Source organism: Pseudonocardia nantongensis (assembly GCF_046546495.1).
Taxonomy (GTDB): domain Bacteria; phylum Actinomycetota; class Actinomycetes; order Mycobacteriales; family Pseudonocardiaceae; genus Pseudonocardia; species Pseudonocardia nantongensis.
This window is the reverse complement of record NZ_JBKGXT010000033.1, coordinates 23,783-42,815: the sequence shown is the minus strand read 5'-3', so window position 1 is coordinate 42,815 and position 19,033 is coordinate 23,783. Positions and strand designations below refer to the sequence as shown.

The following is a 19,033-nucleotide window of genomic DNA, read 5'->3' as shown; positions in this document are numbered from 1 at the left end:
CCGGCCGACGAGAACGCGATCGCGTTCTCCCGGACCCCGGGCCAGGTGCTCAACATCGCCTACCTGAACCCGGCCGCCGTCACCTCCGGCGGGTTCTTCCCCGCCGGCGTGAACGGCGAGGTCAACACCTCGGACGCGAACGGCTGAGGCGCTTCGCGCCCGTGAGTGGTTATCGCGGTCAGGACCGCGATAACCACTCACGGGTCACATGTCGGGGTCGGCGAAGGCGTGGCCCAGGTCGCGGGACAGCCCCAGGGCCCGGCGGGCCCAGGCCGGCGTCGCGCCGGCGAGGCCGCAGGCGGGTGTCGGGACGGCGAGGCGGGCCAGCCGCTGCCGGTCGAACCCGAGCCGGTCGGCCAGCTCGAAGCCGGCCCGGGCCAGCTCGCCGATCTCCGGCTCGGGCCGGGGTTCGGTACCCGGCAGCAGGCCGAGCAGCAGCGGGGTGCCGGCATCCCAGGTCTCGCCGATCGCGTCCAGCGCGGCCGGCTCGGCGCCGCTCGCGAAGCTCGCGGCGCGACCGTCCGGCACCGTGCCGGTGAAGGCGGGCCGGGTCGCGTCGATCCCGACGGCGGCCGCACCGGTACCGGCCAGCAGCCGGATCGGCGGCACGTCCGCGCAGCAGTGCACGACGACCGGCGCCCCGATCCCGTCGATCAGCTCGCGCAGCGCCTCCTGCGCGTCCGGCGCACGGACGGCGCGGACCGTGCCGTAGCCGGACGCGGTCGGCAGCGACCCGGCGATCACGGCCGGCAGCGTGGGCTCGTCGAGCTGCACGACGACCGCCGCACCGGTCCGTGCCGCGACCTCGGCGACATGGGTGCGCAGCCCCTCGCCCAGGCTGGTGGCGAACTCGCGGGCCGCGCCCCGATCGGTGAGCACCCGGTGCCCGGACGCCAGCTCCACCGACGCCGCGAGCGTCCACGGGCCGGTGACCTGCACCTTCACCCAGGACGGACGGGTGCGGTCGCAGGCGTCGCCGAACGCGTCCAGGTCGGCGGCCATCAGGTCGCGGGCGCGCTGCAGGTCCCGGCCGCGCCGTGCGGTGACCCGCCAGCCGGTGGGCACGACCTCGACGGCGAGGTCCACCAGCAGCCCGGTGGCACGCCCGATCATGTCCGCACCGACCCCCCGATCGGGCAGCTCGGGGAACGCGGGCAGCTCCGGGGTCTCCCCCGTGACCAGCGCGGACGCCTCCACCGGGTCGGTCCCGGGCAGCGAGCCGACACCGGTGCCGATCCCCTCCGGCCAGAGCTCGCGAGGTGCCTGCGGCTCGTCGGGCACGCTGTCCACGACCTCGATTCGGGGCTCGGGCGGGCGGGACTCGCCGGGACGCACGTCGCCCAGACCGGCGGCGGCGAGCGCGGCGGCCAGCGGATCGTCGGAACTCACTCCCCGAGTCTCACACCGCAGGACGGAGCACGAACACCGGGTGCCGGTACGCGGCGGCGGCCAGCTCGGCGTCCGGGTCGTCGGCGCCGACACCGTCGAAGAACGCCCCGACCTCCCAGGCCCAGCGCCGCAGGTAGGCACGCAGTACCGGCACCGCCACGGCCGGGTCGGTCACCTCGGCGGCGGCCACGCGCTCGGTGCGCCGGCCGACGCGCAGCTCGGCCTCGCCGGCGACGCGCAGGTTGCGCACCCACTGGGTCTCGCCGCGTGCGGCGACCAGGTAACGGGTGCCCTCGTGTGCGAGCGGGTTCACCGGCACGGTCCGGACCTCGCCGGAGACCCGGCCGCGCACCCCCAGCACCGCCGAGCCGGCCAGCGGGAGTCCTAGCCGGGTCAGCCCGGCGACCAGCGGGTTCATCAGGTGCCGGGTGATCCGGCCGGGAGAATGGTAGGTGGTGTCTGAGCGCTGCTTCGGCATGAGAGCAGTGTTCACGACTCTGGCCTCAAAGGCAAGAGCACTGCTCTCATCCGCGCGAGCCGGAAGGCGCACGCGTCCGAGGGGGAAGGCGCGCCTGACCGGAGAAACGCGCGGGTCCCCCCTCCTCGGAAGCGCGAGTCCTTCTCAGCAGCGCGCGTTCCTCTCGGGAGCGCGATCGGTGGCCGGTCGTGGCCGGTGGGGCGTGGGTCAGGCGGTGGCGGTGATGGTGGCCGAACCGAGGACGACGTCGCCGTCGTCGTCGGGACGGTAGAAGGCGACGGCCTGCCCGGGCGCGACGCCGCGCAGCGGCTCGGCCAGGGCGACGGTGACGCCGTCGGGACCGGGGGTGACCTCGGCGGGGGCGATGCCGCCGTGCGCGCGGACCTGCGCGACACAGCCGAACGGCGCGTCCGGGGCGACGCCGGTGGTCCACAGCGGACCGCGCGCCGTGATCGTCCGGACGTCGAGCGCGGAGTCCGGGCCGACCCGCACGGTGCCGCTGACCGGCTCGATCCCGAGCACGTAGCGGGGGCGCCCGTCCGGGGCCGGCTGGTCCAGGCCGAGGCCCTTGCGCTGGCCGACGGTGAACGAGTGCACGCCCTCGTGCGTCCCGAGCACCGAACCCGCCTCGTCGACGATCTCCCCCGGGTTCGTCCCGAGCCGGTCGGCGAGGAAGCCGCGGGTGTCCCCGGTGGGGATGAAGCAGATGTCGTGGCTGTCCGGCTTGCCGGCGACGCGCAGCCCGAGCCGCTCCGCCTCGGCCCGGATCTCCGGCTTCGGGGTGTCCCCGACCGGGAACATCGCGTGCCGCAGCTGGTCCGCACGCAGCACGGCCAGCACGTAGGACTGGTCCTTGCCGTCGTCGGCCGAACGGCGCAGCTCGGGGCCGGGGCTCGCCGCGGGGTCGAGCCGGGCGTAGTGCCCGGTGCAGACGGCGTCGAAGCCCAGCGCCAGCGCCCGGTCCAGCACCGCCGCGAACTTGATCTTCTCGTTGCAGCGCAGGCAGGGGTTCGGGGTCTCGCCCGCGGCGTAGGCGGCGACGAAGTCGTCCACCACGTCCCGGGTGAACTCCTCGGACAGGTCCCACACGTAGTACGGGATCCCGAGCACGTCGGCGGCCCGGGCGGCGTCCGCCGAGTCCTCCCGGGAGCAGCAGCCCCGGGAGCCCGAACGCATCGCGTCCCGGGTGCGGGACAGTGCCAGGTGCACCCCGACGACGTCGTGCCCGGCGGCGACGGCGCGTGCGGCCGCCACCGCGGAGTCGACGCCGCCGCTCATCGCGGCGAGGACACGCACGGCTCAGCCCGTCACGGCGGCCGGGGTCCGGCCGGCCCGCCGGGCCCGTTCCACCACGGACCCGATCGCGCCGGCCAGGGCGGCCACGTCGTCGGTGGTGCTGGTGTGCCCGAGCGAGAACCGCAGCGAGCCGCGGGCGGTGGCCTCGTCGGCGCCCATCGCGAGCAGCACGTGGCTGGGCTGCGCGACGCCGGCGGTGCATGCCGAGCCCGTCGAGCAGTCGATCCCGTGCGCGTCGAGCAGCATCAGCAGGCTGTCGCCCTCGCAGCCGGGGAACGACAGGTGCGCGTTGCCGGGCAGGCGGCCCGGTCCGTCGTCGAGCACGGAGTGCGTGGTATCGCCGTTGACCGTGGCGTCCGGCACCTCGGCGAGGACCGCGCGCAGCAGTTCGTCGCGCAGCCCGGCGAGCAGCGCGTGGCGGCGCGGCGCCGCGGCGACCGACTCGTCGACCGCGGTCGCCAGCCCGGCCAGCGACGGGACGTCCAGGGTGCCGGACCGGACGTCGCGCTCCTGGCCGCCCCCGTGCAGCAGCGGGGTGCACTCGACATCTCTGCCGAGCAGCAGCGCACCGGCGCCGTAGGGCCCGCCGAGCTTGTGCCCGGTGAGGGTGAGCGCGTCCGCGCCGGACGCGGCGAAGTCCACGTCGAGGATCCCGACCGCCTGCACGGCGTCGGTGTGGAACGGGACGCCGAACTCGTGGCTGACCTCGGCCAGCTCGCGGATCGGGTTGACGGTGCCGACCTCGTTGTTCGCCCACATCACCGAGACGACGGCGTTGGCGTCCGGGTCCTCGGCCAGCGCGGCGCGCAGCGTCTCCGGACGGACCCGGCCGGCGGCGTCCACCTCGAGCAGGCGCAGCCGCGCGCCCTCGTGCGTCGCCAGCCACTCGGCCGCGTCGATCACCGCGTGGTGCTCGACGGCGGAGACCAGCACCCGGGTGCGGCGCGGGTCGGCGGCCCGGCGCGCCCAGAACAGGCCCTTCACGGCGAGGTTGTCGCTCTCGGTGCCGCCGGTGCTGAACACGACCTCGGACGGGCGGGCCCCGACCGCCGCGGCGATCCGCTCGCGCCCCTCCTCGACCTCGCGCCGGGCCCGGCGGCCCGACGAGTGCAGCGACGACGCGTTGCCGGTGCGGCCGAGCGCCTCGCTCATGGCGGCGACGGCCGCGGGCAGCATCGGTGTGGTCGCCGCGTGGTCCAGGTACGTCATCGGCCACCAGGGTAATCCCCGCCCGGGCGGACGGAGACGCTCACCCGTGTCGATGCGCGCCACTCACCGGTGCGGATGCGCGGTCCGCAGGCTCCCCGCGGTACCGGACGCGGTCCCGGGCCGTGCGCGCGAGCGCGCGGCGGTCGTCGTCGCCGGGCTCGATCGGCTCGCCGACGGTCACCGTGCAGACCAGGCCCGGCAACCGCAGTACCCGGACCATGGTGTCGCCCAGCGACTGGTCGCCGACGAACGCGGCCGCCGTGTTCGAGCGCCCGTCCGGAGTGGTGATCGCCAGTGTGACCGGCCGGACCGGGACGCCGGCGTCGATCGCGGCCTGGAACGGGGCCCGGCGGTAGTCGCCGCCGACCGCTCCGCACCAGGTCGTCGCCTCCGGGAAGACGCCGACGACGGCACCGGCACGCAGCGCGGCGGCGGTGGTGGCCACCGTCGCCGGCAACCGGGACAGACCCTCGCGGTGCACGAACAGGGTGCCGGTGCGCGCGGCGAGCGTCCCGATCACCGGCCAGTCCCGCACCTCACGCTTGGCGAGCATGGTGACCGGCCCGATCGCGCCCAGGGCCGGGACGTCGATCCAGGACGTGTGGTCCGCGACGACGAGGGCGCCGCGCCCGTCCGGCGGCGCGAGCGGCCCGCCCCGCACGACCAGCCGCACCCCGGCCCCGCGCAGCACCATCCGATGCAGCGCCCGCAGCAACGGGTCCAGCACCCGGGCCCCGGCGAGCGCCGCGGCCGGGACGGCGAGCGCGGCCACGGCCAGCACGGTCAGCAGGGCCGGGATCCGGCGGGCCAGCCGCAACCCGCCGGTCGTCGCCCGGGCCGGCAGGCACTGCCGCGGGGTGCACGGTGACCAGGTCGCCCACGGCCCGCCGGGCCGCTCCGCCGCCGGTGGGGTCACCGGGTGCGTGGGGTGCCCGACGTCGGCCCCCGCCGGGGTGCACAGGGCCGAACGGGCGGGATGGTGCGCGGGGGTGCGCAGAGCAACGGCGTCGTGCGCGCCGCGGGCCTGTTGCGTGGAGGTGTGCAGAGCAGAGCGGCGCCGGCGGGCGGCCCCGGCCGACGCCCGTGCCGGCGGATGATCATGATCAGCGCGGTCCGGGCCGGGGTCCGCGGTGACGGTCACGGCACCCGCCCCGACTCGTCGGAGGTGGCCGACCCGGCCGCCTCGCCGAGGAAGAACCGCAGGTAGCGCTGGTCGATGTGGTCCATGCCCAGCAGCACCGGGAAGTCGGCGACGTCGAAGTCGGGGTCGTGCGCGGGCAGCCCGCACACCCACGTCCCCAGCCGCAGGTAACCGCGCAGCAGCGGCGGGACGGTGCCGGTCCGGTGCCGCGGCGCTGTCGCCGGGTCCCAGACCCGGTGCGGCACCGTCCGGTAGTCCTCCGGGGCCAGGTGCTTCGCCCGGACCCTGTCCCAGACGCCGGCGGCCCGGAGCCCGCCGTCGCCGAGCGGGACGCTGGCACAGCCGATCAGCCAGCGGTGCCCGGTCAGCAGCATGTAGCGGGCGAGCCCGGCCCACACCAGCCCGACGACGGCGCCTCCCCGGTGGTCGGGATGCACGCAGGAGCGGCCGGTCTCCACCATCGACCCGCGCAGCGGGTCGAGCCGGCTCAGGTCGAACTCGCCGTCGGCGTAGAGACCACCGGCCGCGCGAGCCCGCTGCGGCGGGAGCATCCGGTAGGTCCCGACGATCTCGCCGGTCGCGTCCTCGCGGACCACCAGGTGGTCGCAGAACTCGTCGAAGGGGTCGACGTCGCGCCCGGGCACCGGGCTGTCCATCCGGGCGCCGAACTCGCCGGCGAACACCCGGTACCGCAGCGTCTGCGCCGCGGCCACGTCGTCGGCGTCGGTGGTCAACAGCAGGGAGTACCGCTTCGCGGCGGCCTCCGGAGTCGAGACGATCACCTGTGTCCGGTTCACGGGGGTCTTGGTACCGCCCCGCACCAACACCCGGACTGTTCCGCGACGACACGACGATGGCCCCCGCGTGAACGCCGACCGACACCCGGCTCACGGTGTCCGCGCAGGTGAGCGCAGGTGAACGAGCCCGTGACGGACGACGACGCCCGGGTGCACTCGGCACCCGGGCGTCGTCGTTTCGCTCAGCGCGGCGCGGTCAGCTCTTGCGCTTGGTGACCTCGTCCCGCAGCTGCGGGGCGACCTTGAACAGGTCCCCGACGATGCCGTAGTCGGCGATCTCGAAGATCGGCGCTTCCTCGTCCTTGTTCACCGCGACGATCGTCTTCGAGGTCTGCATCCCGGCCCGGTGCTGGATCGCACCCGAGATCCCCAGCGCGATGTAGAGCTGCGGCGACACCGACTTGCCGGTCTGCCCGACCTGGAACTGCGGCGGGTAGTAACCCGAGTCGACCGCGGCACGCGAGGCACCCACGGCCGCACCCAGGGAGTCGGCCAGGCCCTCGACGACGGTGAAGTCGTCCGCCGAGCCCACGCCGCGGCCACCGGAGACGATCACTGTCGCCTCGGTCAGCTCCGGACGCGACCCGCCCTGCACCGGCTCCTTGCCGGTCACCGTGGCCGCGCGGCCCTGCGACGCCGGCACCTCCACGCTCTCGCGCGCACCGGCACCGGCGCCGGGCGCGATGTCGATCGAACCCGGCCGCACGGTGATCACCGGGTGCTCGGTGGTCGCCTTCGCCTGCGCGGTGTAGGAGCCTCCGAACAGCGAGTGCGAGACCCCGTCGGCGGACACGCCGACGACGTCGCCGAGCAGCCCGGAGTTCGTGCGCACCGCCAGCCGACCCGCGGTCTCCTTGCCGTTGCCGGACGCGGTGATCAGCACCGCCGCCGGCGACACCGAACCGACCAGCGCCTCCAGGACCCCGGTCTCCGGGGCCAGGAAGTCGGTCGAGTCGGTCTCCGCGACGTAGATCTTCTCCGCGCCGTGCTCGGTCAGCCCGTCGGCCAGCTTGTCCGCGGTCCCCGCGGCACCCACCACGACCGCGGACGGCGAACCGAGCGTCCTGGCGGCGGTCAGCAGCTCGTACGTGGTCTTCTTGATGTCCCCGTCGACATGGTCGACCAGAACCAGAACCTCAGCCATGAGTCTTCGAATCTCCTCGGGAAGAAGTGGTGTCTCGATCGCGCCGGGGAATCAGATGAGCTTCTGGCCGACCAGGAACTCGGCGATCTTCGCGCCGCCGTCGCCCTCGTCGGTGACCTTCTCACCGGCCTGCTTCGGCGGCTTCGGCGCCGACGACGTCACCGTGCTCAGCGCGTTCGCCAGGCCGACCTGCGAGGCGTCGATCCCGGCACCGGCCACGTCCAGGGTCTCCACGGGCTTCTTCTTCGCCGCCATGATCCCCTTGAAGCTGGGGTAGCGCGGCTCGTTCGACTTCTCCCCGATCGACACCACCGCCGGCAGCTCCGCACTCAGGTGCGTCACGCCGTCGTCGGTCTCCCGCTTCGCGGTCACCGTCGAACCCGACACGGTCAGCTCGTTGGCATGGGTCAGCGCCGGCACGCCCAGCAGGTCGGCGATCATCGCCGGCACCGCCGCGATCTGCCCGTCCGAGGCCGAGTTGCCCGCCACGACCAGGTCCCAGCCCTCCTGACGCCCGATCAGCGTGGTCAGCGCCTTCGCGGTCTGCACAGCGCACGACCCGTGCAGCGCGGAGTCCGACAGGTGCACCGCCGAGTCCGCGCCCATCGACAGCGCCTTGCGGATCGCGTCGGTGGCGCGGTCCGGGCCCATGCACACCGCGACCACCTCGGAGCCCTCGTTCGCCTCCTTGAGCTGGAGGGCCTGCTCCACGGCACGCTCGTTGATCTCGTCGATCACCGCGTCGGTGCCCTCACGGTCCAGCGTGTGGTCCGTCTCGGACAGCTTCCGCTCGGAGTAGGTGTCCGCAACCTGCTTGATCAGTGCGAGGATCTTCATGGGACCTCTTCGACCTCCCTGCCGCGGCGGCGTGCGAGACCGCATGCCGCGTCGTCCGTTTAGCGCGGTCCGGACCGGCTCGGTTCCGGACCGCCTCGCGTCACCGTGACGGGCCTGCGCCGCTCGCTGCCCCCGGCAGGGGAGGGTCGCGGCGTCGCGCCCGTCGGTCAGGCGACGACTCTGCCAGCCGTCATGCCGTTCCGGCACGTCGGGTCGTTGTGACATTGATTGTTACCAACGAGTAGCCGGGCGGCAAACCAGGAACCGCCGTGACCGTACTCACCCGGGCCGGACGTGCGGGACTCGTCACGCCCGGCGCGCACCACGTCACACTCCGCAGACCGGTCCGGGCCACGCGGTTTCGCTACGGTCGACGGTTCAGGCACCGGCAGGAGGGAGCCGTCGTGCAGGTGACCGGGTTCGACGACCGGCTCGGGACGGGCTACGTCCTGAGCACGGGGACGCACGCGGACGAGGAGGTCCCCGGCAGCCGGACGGTGCAGCACGACGGCCGGACCGTGCGCGCCACCGAGGGTCTCGCCGCCACGCTGGAGGACGCGCTGGCCTACCGGCCGACCACCCGGCTCGGGTGGGGCGGCCCGGAGGTCCCGCTGACCCTGGAGGACGCGACGTTGCTCGCCTGGCTCCAGAACGACGTCGGCGGGGTCGTCACCGTGACCGGCGAACCGGGGTGACCCGCGGGTAACCTGTGGGCCCCGGTCTGACACCGTCGTCGTCCGTGAGCAGCACCCTGCCCCTGACCGGCGAGCGGACCGTGCCGGGCGTCGCGCACGAGAACTACTGGTTCCGCCGGCACGAAGTCGTCTACGCGGCGATCGCCGCCGAGTGCGCCGGTGCCGTCGTGCTGGAGGCGGGCTGCGGCGAGGGGTACGGCGCCGACCTGCTGGCCGGCAACGCGCGTCGGGTGCTGGCCCTGGACTACGACGCCGCCACCGTCACCCACGTCGCCGCCCGCTACCCCCGGGTGACGCCGGGCCGGGCCAACCTGGTGGCGCTGCCGGTGCCCGACGCGGGCGTCGACGTCGTGGTGTCGCTGCAGGTCATCGAGCACCTCTGGGAGCAGGAGCGGTTCCTGCGCGAGTGCAGGCGGGCGCTCCGGCCGGGCGGGCGGCTGCTCGTCTCGACGCCGAACAGGATCACTTTCTCGCCCGGGCGGGACACCCCGCTCAACCCGTTCCACACCCGCGAGCTGGACCCCGGCGAGCTGGCCGGGCTGGTACGCGACGCGGGGTTCGCCGACGTCGTCGTGCAGGGGCTGCACCACGGGCCGCGGCTGCGCGCGATGGATGCCCGGCACGGCGGGCTGATCGAGGCCCAGACCCGGCTGGCCCTCTCCGGTGACGCGTGGCCGGACACGCTCGCCACCGACGTCGCCGCCGTTCGGTCGTCGGACTTCGTGCTGCACACCGGCGACCTGGACGCCTCGCTGGACCTGCTCGTCTCGGCGGTACGCCCGTGACGGAGCGGGTCGGAACGTTCTGCCTGGTCCTGCACTCGCACCTGCCGCTGCTGGCCCGGCACGGGCGCTGGCCGGTCGGCGAGGAGTGGCTCTACCAGTCGTGGGCGCACTCCTACCTGCCGGTGCTGGCGACGCTGCGGGAGCTGGCCGCCGAGGGGCGTGGCCCGCTCGCCACGCTCGGCGTCACCCCGGTGCTGGCCGCACAGCTCGACGACCCGTACTGCCTGCACGGAATGCACGACTGGCTGGGTGACTGGATGCTGCGGGCGCACTCGGCGGCGCTCCGGCTGCCGGACCTGGCCGCGCACGAGCACCGCTTGGCCTCCGCGGCGACCGCCGAGTTCGAGGCGCACTGGCGGCACGGCGGCTCCCCGGCGCTGCGGGCTCTGCGCGACACCGGGGCGGTCGAGCTGCTCGGCGGGCCGGCCGCGCACCCGTTCCAACCGTTGCTCTCCCACCGGGTGCGGGCGTTCTCGCTGCGGGCCGGGCTCGACGACCATGCGCTGCGGCTCGGCGGGCGCCCACAGGGGATCTGGGCACCGGAGTGCGGTTACGCGCCCGGGATGGAGGACGACTACGCGCGCGCCGGTGTCGGCCGGTTCCTGGTCGACGGCCCGGCCCTGCGCGGCGACACCGCGCTGGCCCGGCCGGTCGGCGACTCGGACGTGCTCTGCGTGGGCCGCGACCTGGACGTCACCTACCGGGTGTGGTCGCCGCGCAAGGGCTACCCCGGCTCGGCCGAGTACCGCGACTTCCACACCTGGGACCACCCGTCCGGCCTGAAGCCGGCCCGGGTGACCGGGCGCCGGGTGCCGCCCGAGCGCAAGCGGCCCTACTCCCCCGAGCTCGCGGCGCGGGCCGTGCAGCGCGACGCCGACGACTTCGTCGCCACCGTCGCCGCCCGGCTGCGGGGGCTGCGCGAGCGGCACGGCCGCCCGGCGCTGACGGTGGCCGCGTTCGACACCGAGCTGTTCGGGCACTGGTGGCACGAGGGGCCGGCCTGGCTGGCCGCGGTGCTGCGCAGGCTGCCCGACGCCGGCGTCGCGGTCCGGACGCTCGGCGGCGCGGTCTCCGACGGGCTGGTCGGCGACCCGGTGACGCTGCCCGAGTGCTCGTGGGGGTCCGGCAAGGACTGGCGGGTCTGGGCCGGGCCACAGGTCACCGAGTTCGTGTCCCGGGGCGACGACGTCCAGCGCGACCTTCTGTCCTGCGTGGACACGGTAGGCGCCGGGACCGGGCCGCTGCTGACCCCCGACGTCCGGGACCCGCTGGCCGACCTGCTCGCCGACCAGGCGCTGCACGCGCTGTCCAGCGACTGGGCGTTCATGGTCTCCAAGGACTCCGCCGCCGACTACGCCCGCTCGCGTGCCGAGCTGCACGCCGGGCGGGTCGCCGAGCTGTCGGGGCTGCTGCGCGACGGCCGCCGGCGGGCCGCGCGACGCCGCGCGGAGCGCTGGTCCGACGCTCCCGTCCCGACCTTCGGCCATCTCGACGCCCGGGCCCTCGCCGCCCCCTGACGGCGCGCCGTCGCCCCCGGGCGTTACCGCCGGTCCGCTGTTTGCCAGGATCGGCCGATGCGGGTGCTGATGGTCAGCTGGGAGTTCCCGCCGGTCGTCGTCGGCGGGCTGGGGCGGCACGTGCACGCCCTGTCCCGCGAGCTGGTCGCGGCCGGGCACGAGGTCGTTGTCCTCTCCCGGTCCCCCACCGGCACCGACGCGGGCACCCATCCGACCGTCGAGGAGACGGTGGACGGTGTGCGGGTGCTGCGCGTCGCCGAGGACCCGCCGCACCTGGAGTTCACCACCGACATGGTGGCCTGGACGCTCGCGATGGGCCACGCGCTGCTGCGGCACGCGCTGTCCGCGCTGCTGCCCGGCTGGCGGCCGGACGTCGTGCACGCGCACGACTGGCTGGTCGCGCACCCGTCTATCGCGCTCGCCGACCTGCTCGGCGTCCCGCTGGTCACCACGCTGCACGCCACCGAGGCCGGCCGGCACTCCGGCTGGCTGCCCGGGCCGATGAACCGGCAGGTGCACTCCACCGAGTGGTGGCTGGGCAACCGGGCCGACGAAGTGATCACGTGCTCGTCGGCGATGCGGGCCGAGGTGGCCACCCTCTACGACCTCGACGCCGCGGCGGTGCACGTGGTGCACAACGGGATCGACCCGCGTCGCTGGCGTTCCCGGCGGGCCGCCACGCAGGCCGCCGCGGCGGCCCGGGCCGCCGCGCCCGGGCCCCAGCTCGTCTACTTCGGACGCCTGGAGTACGAGAAGGGCGTACAGGACCTGATCGCCGCGCTGCCCCGGATCCGGCGCCGGCACCCCGGTACCCGGCTGCTGGTCGCCGGCGAGGGCACCCAGCGGGAGATGCTCGACGCCCGGGTCGCCGAGCACCGAGTGCGACGCAGCGTCGAGTTCGTCGGGCACCTCCCGGACGCCGAGCTGACCGCGCTGCTGCGCACCGCCGACGCCGTCGTGCTGCCCAGCCGGTACGAGCCGTTCGGGATCGTCGCGCTGGAGGCCGCCGCGGTCGGTGCGACGCTGGTCGCCTCCACCGCCGGTGGCCTGGGCGAGGTCGTCGTCGACGGCGAGACCGGGCTCGGGTTCACCCCCGGCGACGTCGCGGGGATCGCCGGCGCCGTCGACCGGGCACTGTCGGAACCGCGGGCCGCCGCCCGCCGGGCCCGGGCCGCCAGGGCCCGGCTGCGCACCGACTTCGCCTGGCCGACCATCGCCGCCCGCACCGCCGAGATCTACGCCGCCGCGTGGTCACACGGCCGCACCGACCTCCCCCGCCCGAAGATCCCCACCGGCAACCTTCTCGACCGTCCTTGACCCCACCCGGTTCCCGCGTCGTGGAGCCATGACGGCGTCTGCACCCCGCCCCGGGTCAGGTGCGGTCGAGGCGGGCGCGCAGGGCGCTGTCGGCCTTGCGGGCCATGTCGGCGACGGCGGCGCGCTCGGCGGCGGCGGCCTCGTAGTCGGCGCGCCGGTCCCGGACGACGCGGGCCGGGCTGCCGACGGAGATCGTCTCGGCCGGGAGGTCGCCGCGGGCCACGGCGTGCGCGCCGAGCACCGAACCGGCGCCGATCCGGGTGCCGCGCAGCACCGTCGTCTTCACCCCGAGCCAGCAGCCCTCGCCGATCCGCACCGGCGACTTCACGATCCCCTGGTCCTTGATCGGCCGGTGCAGGTCGGCGGTCCGGTGGTCGAAGTCGGTGACGTAGACCCAGTCCGCGACCAGCGTGGTCGCGCCGATCTCGACGTCGAGGTAGCAGTTCAGGGTGTTGTTCCGGCCGAACACGACCTTGTCGCCGACCCGCATCGAGCCCTCGTGGCAGCGCAGCGCGGTGCCGTCCCCGATGTGCACCCAGCGGCCGATCTCCAGGCGTCCGAACCCTGGCCGGGCCTCCAGCGTCACGTCCTTGCCGAGGAACACCATCCCGCGCAACACGACGTGCGGGTGCCGGATCCGCAGCACCAGCAGCCGCCAGTACCGCCGCAGGTACCACGGGGTGAACGCGCGGTGCCGCAGGATCCAGCGCAGCGAGGTGAGGGTGAACAGCCGCGCCTGCTCGGGATCGCGGTCCGGCCGGGGTCTCACCCGGCCGACCCTAGGGTGTGTCCCGGCCACCGGAGCGGGTACCTCCCACCGACCGCGACCCCGATACGGAGCCGATCCCGACCCCGATCCCGGCCCCGATCTCCAGGAGTGCCCGTGACCCGACCCGAGCAGCACGAACCGGACGACGGGACCGACGTCGGTACCGACGAGGTCACCGCAGGCGGTACCGGCACCGTCCGCGACCGGCTCGACCACACCGGCGGGGCCCGGCCGGCCGGGAGCACCGACGACACCGGCGCCACCGAGGCGGCGGCGCGCGAGCTCGACGCCGAGAACGAGGACGAGCCGACCCGCAGCGAGTAGCCCGTAGGGTCGGCGGCCGTGAGTGCCCGCCCGCTGATCATCGACACCGACCCCGGCGTGGACGACGCCGTCGCCCTGGTCCTGGCCCTGCGCAGCCCGGAGGTCGACGTGCGGGCGGTCGTGGCGGCCTTCGGCAACGTCGGTTCGGAGGACACCCTGCCCAACGCCGGGCGGCTGCTCGCGCTCACCGGGCGCCCGGACGTCCCGCTCGGCGTCGGGGCGGACCGGCCGCTGGTGCACCCCCTGGCCCGCCGGGCCGGGCACGTGCACGGCGAGGACGGGCTCGGCGGTCGTGCCGCGCACCTGCCCGACCCGGTCCCGCCCCGGCCGGGATCCGGCATCGCGCTGATGGCGCAGGTGCTGGCCGGCTCCGCCGAGCCGGTCACGATCGCCTCGATCGGCCCGCTGACCGACACCGCGCTGCTGTTGGCCGCGCATCCCGAGCTCGCCGGGAACATCGAGCGGATCGTCGTGATGGGCGGCGCGCTCGGCGGCGGCAACGTCACCGGCGCGGCCGAGTTCAACGTGCACGCCGACCCGGAGGCCGCGCACCGGGTTCTGACCCAGGACCGGGTCCCGGTGACGCTGGTACCGCTGGAGGTCACGCTGGCCTGCGCGGCGGGCCAGGAATGGGTGGCCGCGCTCGCCGGCGCCGACCCGGTGTGCGCAGAGCTGGCGGCGATGATCGCGCCGTACCACGGCTTCTACCGGGCCCGGTACGGTCGCGATGCCGTCGCGATCCACGACGCGACCGCGCTGCTCGAGTGCGTCGCGCCCGGGTCGCTGCCGGTGCGACCGGTCCCGCTCGCCGTCTCCTGCGAGGTCGGCCCGGCCCGCGGCGCGACCGTCCCGCTGCCCGGCGCCGAGGACACGACGCCGTCGGTGCGGGTGGCACACACCCCGGACGTCCCCGCGATGCTCGAGGCCGTGCTGGCCCGGCTGGTCGGCGGCTGAGCCGACCGTCAGGCTGCTTCAGGCCGGGCCGTGCTTCAGGCCAGGCCGTGCTCGATCGCGTGCCGGACCAGGGCACCCCGCCCGGGCACCTCGCACTTGCGCAGCAGCCGCTGCACGTGGTTCTCCACCGTGCGCGGCGAGAGCACCAGCCGCGCGGCGATCTGCCGGGCGGTGAGCCCCTCGACGATGAGCTGCAGCACCTCCGACTCGCGCGGGCTCAGTACCGGGACCGCGGCCGACGCCGGTACGGCGACCGACTCCAGCACCATCGCGGCCAGCCCCGGGGAGAACGCCGGGCGGCCCGCGACGGCCGCGGCGGCGATGCCGGCCAGCTCGCCGGGATCGACGGTGATCGCGACGCCGCTCGCCCCGGCCCGGACGGCGTCGAGCACCAGCCCGTGCTCGGCGTCCGGGGCGGCGACGGCGAGCACCGGCAGTTCCGGTACCCGCGCGGTGAGCGCCGCGATCGCGGACAGGCCCGGGGTGCGGGCGCCGCCGGCGACCAGGTCCACCAGCACCAGTGACGGCCGGTGCCGGGTCACCGCGGTCTCCACGGCGGTGGGCGGGGTGCGGATCAGCACGCGCAGCCCGGCCGGCACCGGCGGCTCCCCCACGAGGACGGCACCGCGGCCGAGCGGACCCGACTCGTCGTACTCCACGTGCGCGTGCCCCCGTTCGTCCGGACCCGCCGGAGCGTCCAGCTTGCCAGGTCACGCGGCCGACCGGGCCCGCCGGACGGGGAGATGTGCCGGCGTGGACGCCGCTCAGGCGAGGGCCGCGGCAGCGCGGTCCCGGCGCCGGTGCACGGTCCGCAGCACCGCCCGGGCCGACGCCGCGGAGACGCCGACCAGCAGCGCCAGCACGCCCCCGGCCAGCACCGACAGCAACGGGTCGCCGCCGGTCACCGGGCCGACGAGCAGGCCGACACCGGTCATCCAGCCGCTCCACGCCACCGAGGCGAGGATCGTGGCCGGCAGGAACGCGCGCAACGGCAGCCGGAAGCGGCCGGCCGCCGTCACGGCGGCCAGCCGGCCACCGGGCACCAGCCGGGTCGCGACCAGCGCGACGATCGGGCGCCGGTGCAGGTGCCGGCGGACGAACGCAGCCACGGCGCCGTCCTGCCCGCTGCCGCGCACCAGCCGGTGCGACGACCGGCCCGACCCGTAGAGCAGGCCGTCCCCCAGCAGGGAGCCGAGCAGCACGGCCCCGAACAGCGCGACGATCCGCAGCTCGTCACCGGACGCGGAGGCGGTGCCGATCGCGCTGAACAGCACCGGTTCGCTGGGCAGGACCGGCAGCGGCCCGTCCACGATCACCGCCACGACGAGCAGCAGCAGCAACCAGGGGCTGTCGAGCGCGCGCTCGGCGAGCACGGCGAGGTGGGTCACGGAGGCTCCGTCGGGAGGCGGTCGTCGGGGGCAGCTGCGAGTGTGCCGGTCGTCGTGACCGGATCGTGATCCGGGTAGCCCCCGGATCCCGCTCAGTCCGCCAGGCCCTGCTCGATCGCGTACCGGACGAGCTGGCTGCGGTTGTGCAGCTGCAGCTTGCGCAGCGTGTTCTGCACGTGACTCTCCACCGTGCGGTGCGATACGACGAGCTTGGCGGCGATCTGGCGGGCCGTCATCCCCTTCGCGACCAGCCGGAGCACCTCGGTCTCCCGGTCGGTCAGTGCCGGGACGGCCGGCGAGCCGTCCGCCGGCTTCGGCGCATCGGCGAGCCGCCGGTACTCCCCCAGCACCAGCCCGGCCAGCCCCGGGGTGAACACCGCGACGCCGCGGGCGGTGCGCTGCACGGCGTCGATCAGCTCGTCCACGCCGGCCGACTTGACCAGGTAGCCCAGCGCCCCGGCCTTGCACGCCTCCAGCACGTCGGAGTGCTCGCCGGACGCCGAGAGCACCAGCACTCGGCTGTCGGGCGTCCTCTGCGCGATCTCCCCGATCGCCTCGACGCCGGACGTCGTGCCCAGGTTGAGGTCCATCAGGATCACGTCCGGCCGGACCGCGGTGGCGATCCGCACCGCCGCCGGCGCGTCCGGGGCGGTGGCGACGACGTCGCAGCCGCGCTCGGTCAGGTCCCGCGCGACGCCCTCCCGCCAGATCGGATGGTCGTCGACGACCATCACCCGGATCGGCCCGGAAGCTCCGGCATCCCCCCGCTCAGCCATGCGTCCCCCCGTTCGGAGTGCTCATCGGTCGCTGGGCTCCAGCCGGATCACCCATTCGGTACCGAGATCCGGCCCGGTGTCCAGGATCAGGGTGCCACCGATCCCCGACACCCGGCCCCGGATCGAGCGCGACACCCCCAGGCGTCCCTCGGCCTCGGCCTCGGCGAGGCGGCCCTCGGGGATGCCGGGGCCGTCGTCGCGGACGCTGATCTCGACGACACCGGACAGCTGCTCCAGCAGCACCCAGGCCCGCACGCCCGGCCCGGCGTGCACCGCCACGTTCGCCAGCGCGGCCCGCACCGCGGCCTCCACCTCGTCGGCGACCGGACCCGCCAGGGCCACCGGGTGCGCGGGGGCGGACACCGTGACCCGGTCCGAGCCGAGACCGCGCAGCGCCGCGGCCAGGTCCCGGTTCCCGGACGCGTCGGTGCTCCCGGCGCCGCCGGTGAGCAGCGACCGCAGCACCGTCTCCTGCTCGCCGGCCAGCAGGCCGAGCTCCGCGGCACCGCCGCCCAGCTCGGCACCGCGGCGCTGGACGTGTGCGAGCACCTGCAGCACGCCGTCGTGGATGGAGCGGGTGAGCCGCTCGCGCTCGGCGTCGGCGGCCTGCTCGGCGGCCAGCCGGCGCAGCCGGGCGGCGGTGCGCTCCAGCACGTGCGAGGCGTAGCCGATGGTCAGCCCGGCCAGCACCAGCAGCTGGATGTCGCCCAGCTCGAGCACCCCGAACCGCTGCTTGGAACCCACCAGCGCCGCGGAGACCGCGAGGGCCGCGAGGACCCCACCGGTGATCCGGTAGGCGACGGCGCAGGCCAGCACCGCGCCGGAGGTCCAGATCGAGCCCATGCCGGGACCGCCGGCGTCCAGGTGGGCATCGGTGACGATCAGCGGGGTGGTCGCCATCGTCGCCAGCGAGACGCCCAGGTCGACCAGCGCCAGCCGGCCGCGCCGGTCCGGGGTGCCGGGCAGCCCGCCGAGGTAGCCCCAGGACGTCACGGCCGTCCACACCGTCATCACCGCGAGCACGGCCAGTGCGCTCGCCGGGCTCGCGTAGCCGGTGCGCAGGTGCCAGAGCGTCACCCCGGCGACGGTGACCAGGGTCAGCAGCCGGTAGGCGATGATGCCGCGCCAGAACGGCTCCAGCGGGTGCTCCACGTCGTCGAGTGTGACGCCGAGCACCCGCGTCCGGGGCCGTTCCGGCGAGCCGGTCATCGCGGTTTCGTACCGGTGAGCAGGGCGTTGTAGAACCAGCTGCGCGGGACGACCCGGGTCAGCAGGTGCTCGTCCAGCCAGGACAGTCGCTGCCAGCCGTGGTAGGCGAACATCGCCCAGTTCCAGCCCAGCTTCCCGGGCGGGACGGCGGCCTCGAACGTCCGCACCGGCCAGCCCAGCATCGCCGCGGAGAACTCCTCGGTGGCGGCGGCGACGCCCTCGGCGCCCGCGGCGCGCGCGGTGCCTTCCAGGACCGCCGGGTCGAACGTGTGGATGTCCACGACGGACTCCAGCGCCGCCGCCCTGGACGACTCGTCGAGCTCGTGCTGCGGGCGCCGCCAGCCCTGCAGCGGGGGCAGCTTCGTGAGGGTGGTGGTGGCCTTCCAGGTCCACTGACCGAGCTTGCGGGCGTACGCGTCACCGACCGTGGTCGGCTCACCGGCGAAGACGAACCGGCCACCCGGCTCCAGCACCCGCAGCACCTCGCGCAGCGCGGCCTCGACGTCCGGGATGTGGTGCAGCACCGCGTGCCCGACGACGAGGTCGAAGCTGTCGTCCGGGAACGGGATGTGCTCACCGTCGACGACCCGGCCCTCGACGTCGAGACCGAGCCCCTCGGCGTTGCGCTGCGCGGCAGCCACCATGCCCGGCGACAGGTCGGTGACGACCCCACGGTCGGCCACCCCGGCCTGCATCAGGTTGAGCAGGAAGAACCCGGTGCCGCTGCCCAGCTCCAGCGCCCGCAGGTAGGGACGGCCGTCCCACGGGGCGGCGGTGCGGAACCGGCCGACGGCGTAGTCGATGCAGCGCTCGTCGTAGCTGATCGACCACTTCTCGTCATAGGTCCCGGCCTCCCAGTCGTGGTAGAGGACGTTGGCGAGTTTGCGATCGTGCCACGCGGCCTCGACCTGCTCGGGGGTGGCGTGCGGGGTGGGCGCCGGGTCCGAACTCATGACCAGGAGTGTTTCAGAGCCACCACCGCAGCCCGTGAGTGGTTATCGCGGTCAG

At 75.1% G+C, this 19,033-nt stretch carries 20 protein-coding genes; 6 read left to right on the top strand and 14 right to left on the bottom strand.

Features of this window, described 5'->3' with window-relative positions; translation table 11 throughout:
* Nucleotides 1-204: 204 nt before the first annotated feature.
* The 8 genes from ACLFMI_RS25830 to ACLFMI_RS25795 all read right to left on the bottom strand — a co-directional run bounded on the left by ACLFMI_RS25830 (nucleotide 205) and on the right by ACLFMI_RS25795 (nucleotide 8,291).
* The gene (locus ACLFMI_RS25830) at nucleotides 205-1,281 is read right to left on the bottom strand and encodes a uroporphyrinogen decarboxylase/cobalamine-independent methonine synthase family protein (protein WP_410950566.1); all 1,077 of its coding nucleotides are present in this window, start codon (nucleotides 1,279-1,281) and stop codon (nucleotides 205-207) included.
* A gap of 118 nt (nucleotides 1,282-1,399) precedes the next feature.
* The gene (locus ACLFMI_RS25825; protein ID WP_410950565.1) at nucleotides 1,400-1,867 is read right to left on the bottom strand and encodes a nitroreductase/quinone reductase family protein; all 468 of its coding nucleotides are present in this window, start codon (nucleotides 1,865-1,867) and stop codon (nucleotides 1,400-1,402) included.
* A 207-nt stretch (nucleotides 1,868-2,074) separates the two neighbouring features.
* Complete coding sequence (gene mnmA / locus ACLFMI_RS25820; RefSeq protein ID WP_410950563.1) at nucleotides 2,075-3,163, bottom strand: tRNA 2-thiouridine(34) synthase MnmA; 1,089 nt, start codon at nucleotides 3,161-3,163, stop codon at nucleotides 2,075-2,077.
* Nucleotides 3,164-3,166: 3 nt separating this feature from the next.
* On the bottom strand, nucleotides 3,167-4,372 hold the full coding sequence (locus tag ACLFMI_RS25815) for a cysteine desulfurase family protein (protein WP_410950562.1): 1,206 nt from the start codon (nucleotides 4,370-4,372) through the stop codon (nucleotides 3,167-3,169).
* Between the two features lie 40 nt (nucleotides 4,373-4,412).
* Nucleotides 4,413-5,513 (bottom strand): lysophospholipid acyltransferase family protein, encoded by a 1,101-nt coding sequence (locus ACLFMI_RS25810; RefSeq protein ID WP_410950561.1) that lies wholly within the window; start codon nucleotides 5,511-5,513, stop codon nucleotides 4,413-4,415.
* Entirely contained in the window at nucleotides 5,510-6,310 is an 801-nt protein-coding gene (locus tag ACLFMI_RS25805; protein WP_410950560.1) for a GNAT family N-acetyltransferase, read from the bottom strand. The genes ACLFMI_RS25810 and ACLFMI_RS25805 overlap by 4 nt, the downstream gene beginning before the upstream one ends.
* Nucleotides 6,311-6,506: 196 nt before the next feature.
* The gene (locus ACLFMI_RS25800) at nucleotides 6,507-7,454 is read right to left on the bottom strand and encodes an electron transfer flavoprotein subunit alpha/FixB family protein (protein ID WP_410950559.1); all 948 of its coding nucleotides are present in this window, start codon (nucleotides 7,452-7,454) and stop codon (nucleotides 6,507-6,509) included.
* A 51-nt stretch (nucleotides 7,455-7,505) separates the two neighbouring features.
* Nucleotides 7,506-8,291: an electron transfer flavoprotein subunit beta/FixA family protein gene (locus tag ACLFMI_RS25795; RefSeq protein ID WP_410950558.1), complete on the bottom strand. Its 786-nt coding sequence runs from the start codon at nucleotides 8,289-8,291 to the stop codon at nucleotides 7,506-7,508.
* Nucleotides 8,292-8,695: 404 nt separating this feature from the next.
* Between ACLFMI_RS25795 and ACLFMI_RS25790 the strand changes: the two genes are divergently transcribed.
* From ACLFMI_RS25790 to ACLFMI_RS25775, 4 genes are read left to right on the top strand one after another with little or no spacing between them, the layout of a single operon-like run.
* A complete protein-coding gene (locus ACLFMI_RS25790; protein WP_410950557.1) occupies nucleotides 8,696-8,986 on the top strand; it encodes a hypothetical protein in 291 nt (96 codons plus the stop codon).
* A gap of 44 nt (nucleotides 8,987-9,030) precedes the next feature.
* Nucleotides 9,031-9,771 (top strand): class I SAM-dependent methyltransferase, encoded by a 741-nt coding sequence (locus ACLFMI_RS25785; RefSeq protein ID WP_410950556.1) that lies wholly within the window; start codon nucleotides 9,031-9,033, stop codon nucleotides 9,769-9,771.
* A complete protein-coding gene (locus tag ACLFMI_RS25780) occupies nucleotides 9,768-11,288 on the top strand; it encodes a 1,4-alpha-glucan branching protein domain-containing protein (protein WP_410950555.1) in 1,521 nt (506 codons plus the stop codon). Before ACLFMI_RS25785 ends, ACLFMI_RS25780 begins: the two co-directional genes overlap by 4 nt.
* A 57-nt stretch (nucleotides 11,289-11,345) precedes the next feature.
* Nucleotides 11,346-12,605, top strand: a complete 1,260-nt coding sequence (locus tag ACLFMI_RS25775) for a glycosyltransferase family 4 protein (RefSeq protein ID WP_410950554.1) — start codon at nucleotides 11,346-11,348, stop codon at nucleotides 12,603-12,605.
* Between the two features lie 55 nt (nucleotides 12,606-12,660).
* On the opposite strand, the gene ACLFMI_RS25770 is transcribed toward ACLFMI_RS25775, so the two are convergent.
* Entirely contained in the window at nucleotides 12,661-13,374 is a 714-nt protein-coding gene (locus ACLFMI_RS25770; RefSeq protein ID WP_410950553.1) for an acyltransferase, read from the bottom strand.
* Nucleotides 13,375-13,488: 114 nt separating this feature from the next.
* Between ACLFMI_RS25770 and ACLFMI_RS25765 the strand changes: the two genes are divergently transcribed.
* Together ACLFMI_RS25765 and ACLFMI_RS25760 are read left to right on the top strand one after the other, a co-directional pair.
* A complete protein-coding gene (locus ACLFMI_RS25765; RefSeq protein WP_410950552.1) occupies nucleotides 13,489-13,698 on the top strand; it encodes a hypothetical protein in 210 nt (69 codons plus the stop codon).
* Between the two features lie 18 nt (nucleotides 13,699-13,716).
* Nucleotides 13,717-14,652, top strand: a complete 936-nt coding sequence (locus ACLFMI_RS25760; protein WP_410950551.1) for a nucleoside hydrolase — start codon at nucleotides 13,717-13,719, stop codon at nucleotides 14,650-14,652.
* Between the two features lie 35 nt (nucleotides 14,653-14,687).
* Here the strand turns inward: ACLFMI_RS25760 and ACLFMI_RS25755 are convergent, their stop codons facing one another.
* The 5 genes from ACLFMI_RS25755 to ACLFMI_RS25735 form a co-directional block, all read right to left on the bottom strand.
* Nucleotides 14,688-15,311: a response regulator transcription factor gene (locus ACLFMI_RS25755; protein ID WP_410950550.1), complete on the bottom strand. Its 624-nt coding sequence runs from the start codon at nucleotides 15,309-15,311 to the stop codon at nucleotides 14,688-14,690.
* 105 nt (nucleotides 15,312-15,416) lie between these two features.
* Nucleotides 15,417-16,040: a DedA family protein gene (locus tag ACLFMI_RS25750; protein WP_410950549.1), complete on the bottom strand. Its 624-nt coding sequence runs from the start codon at nucleotides 16,038-16,040 to the stop codon at nucleotides 15,417-15,419.
* Between the two features lie 92 nt (nucleotides 16,041-16,132).
* Entirely contained in the window at nucleotides 16,133-16,816 is a 684-nt protein-coding gene (locus tag ACLFMI_RS25745; RefSeq protein WP_410950548.1) for a response regulator, read from the bottom strand.
* A gap of 21 nt (nucleotides 16,817-16,837) precedes the next feature.
* Entirely contained in the window at nucleotides 16,838-18,025 is a 1,188-nt protein-coding gene (gene macS / locus ACLFMI_RS25740) for a MacS family sensor histidine kinase (RefSeq protein ID WP_410950547.1), read from the bottom strand.
* A complete protein-coding gene (locus ACLFMI_RS25735; RefSeq protein WP_410950546.1) occupies nucleotides 18,022-18,978 on the bottom strand; it encodes a class I SAM-dependent methyltransferase in 957 nt (318 codons plus the stop codon). Before ACLFMI_RS25735 ends, macS begins: the two co-directional genes overlap by 4 nt.
* Between the last annotated feature and the right edge of the window lie 55 nt (nucleotides 18,979-19,033).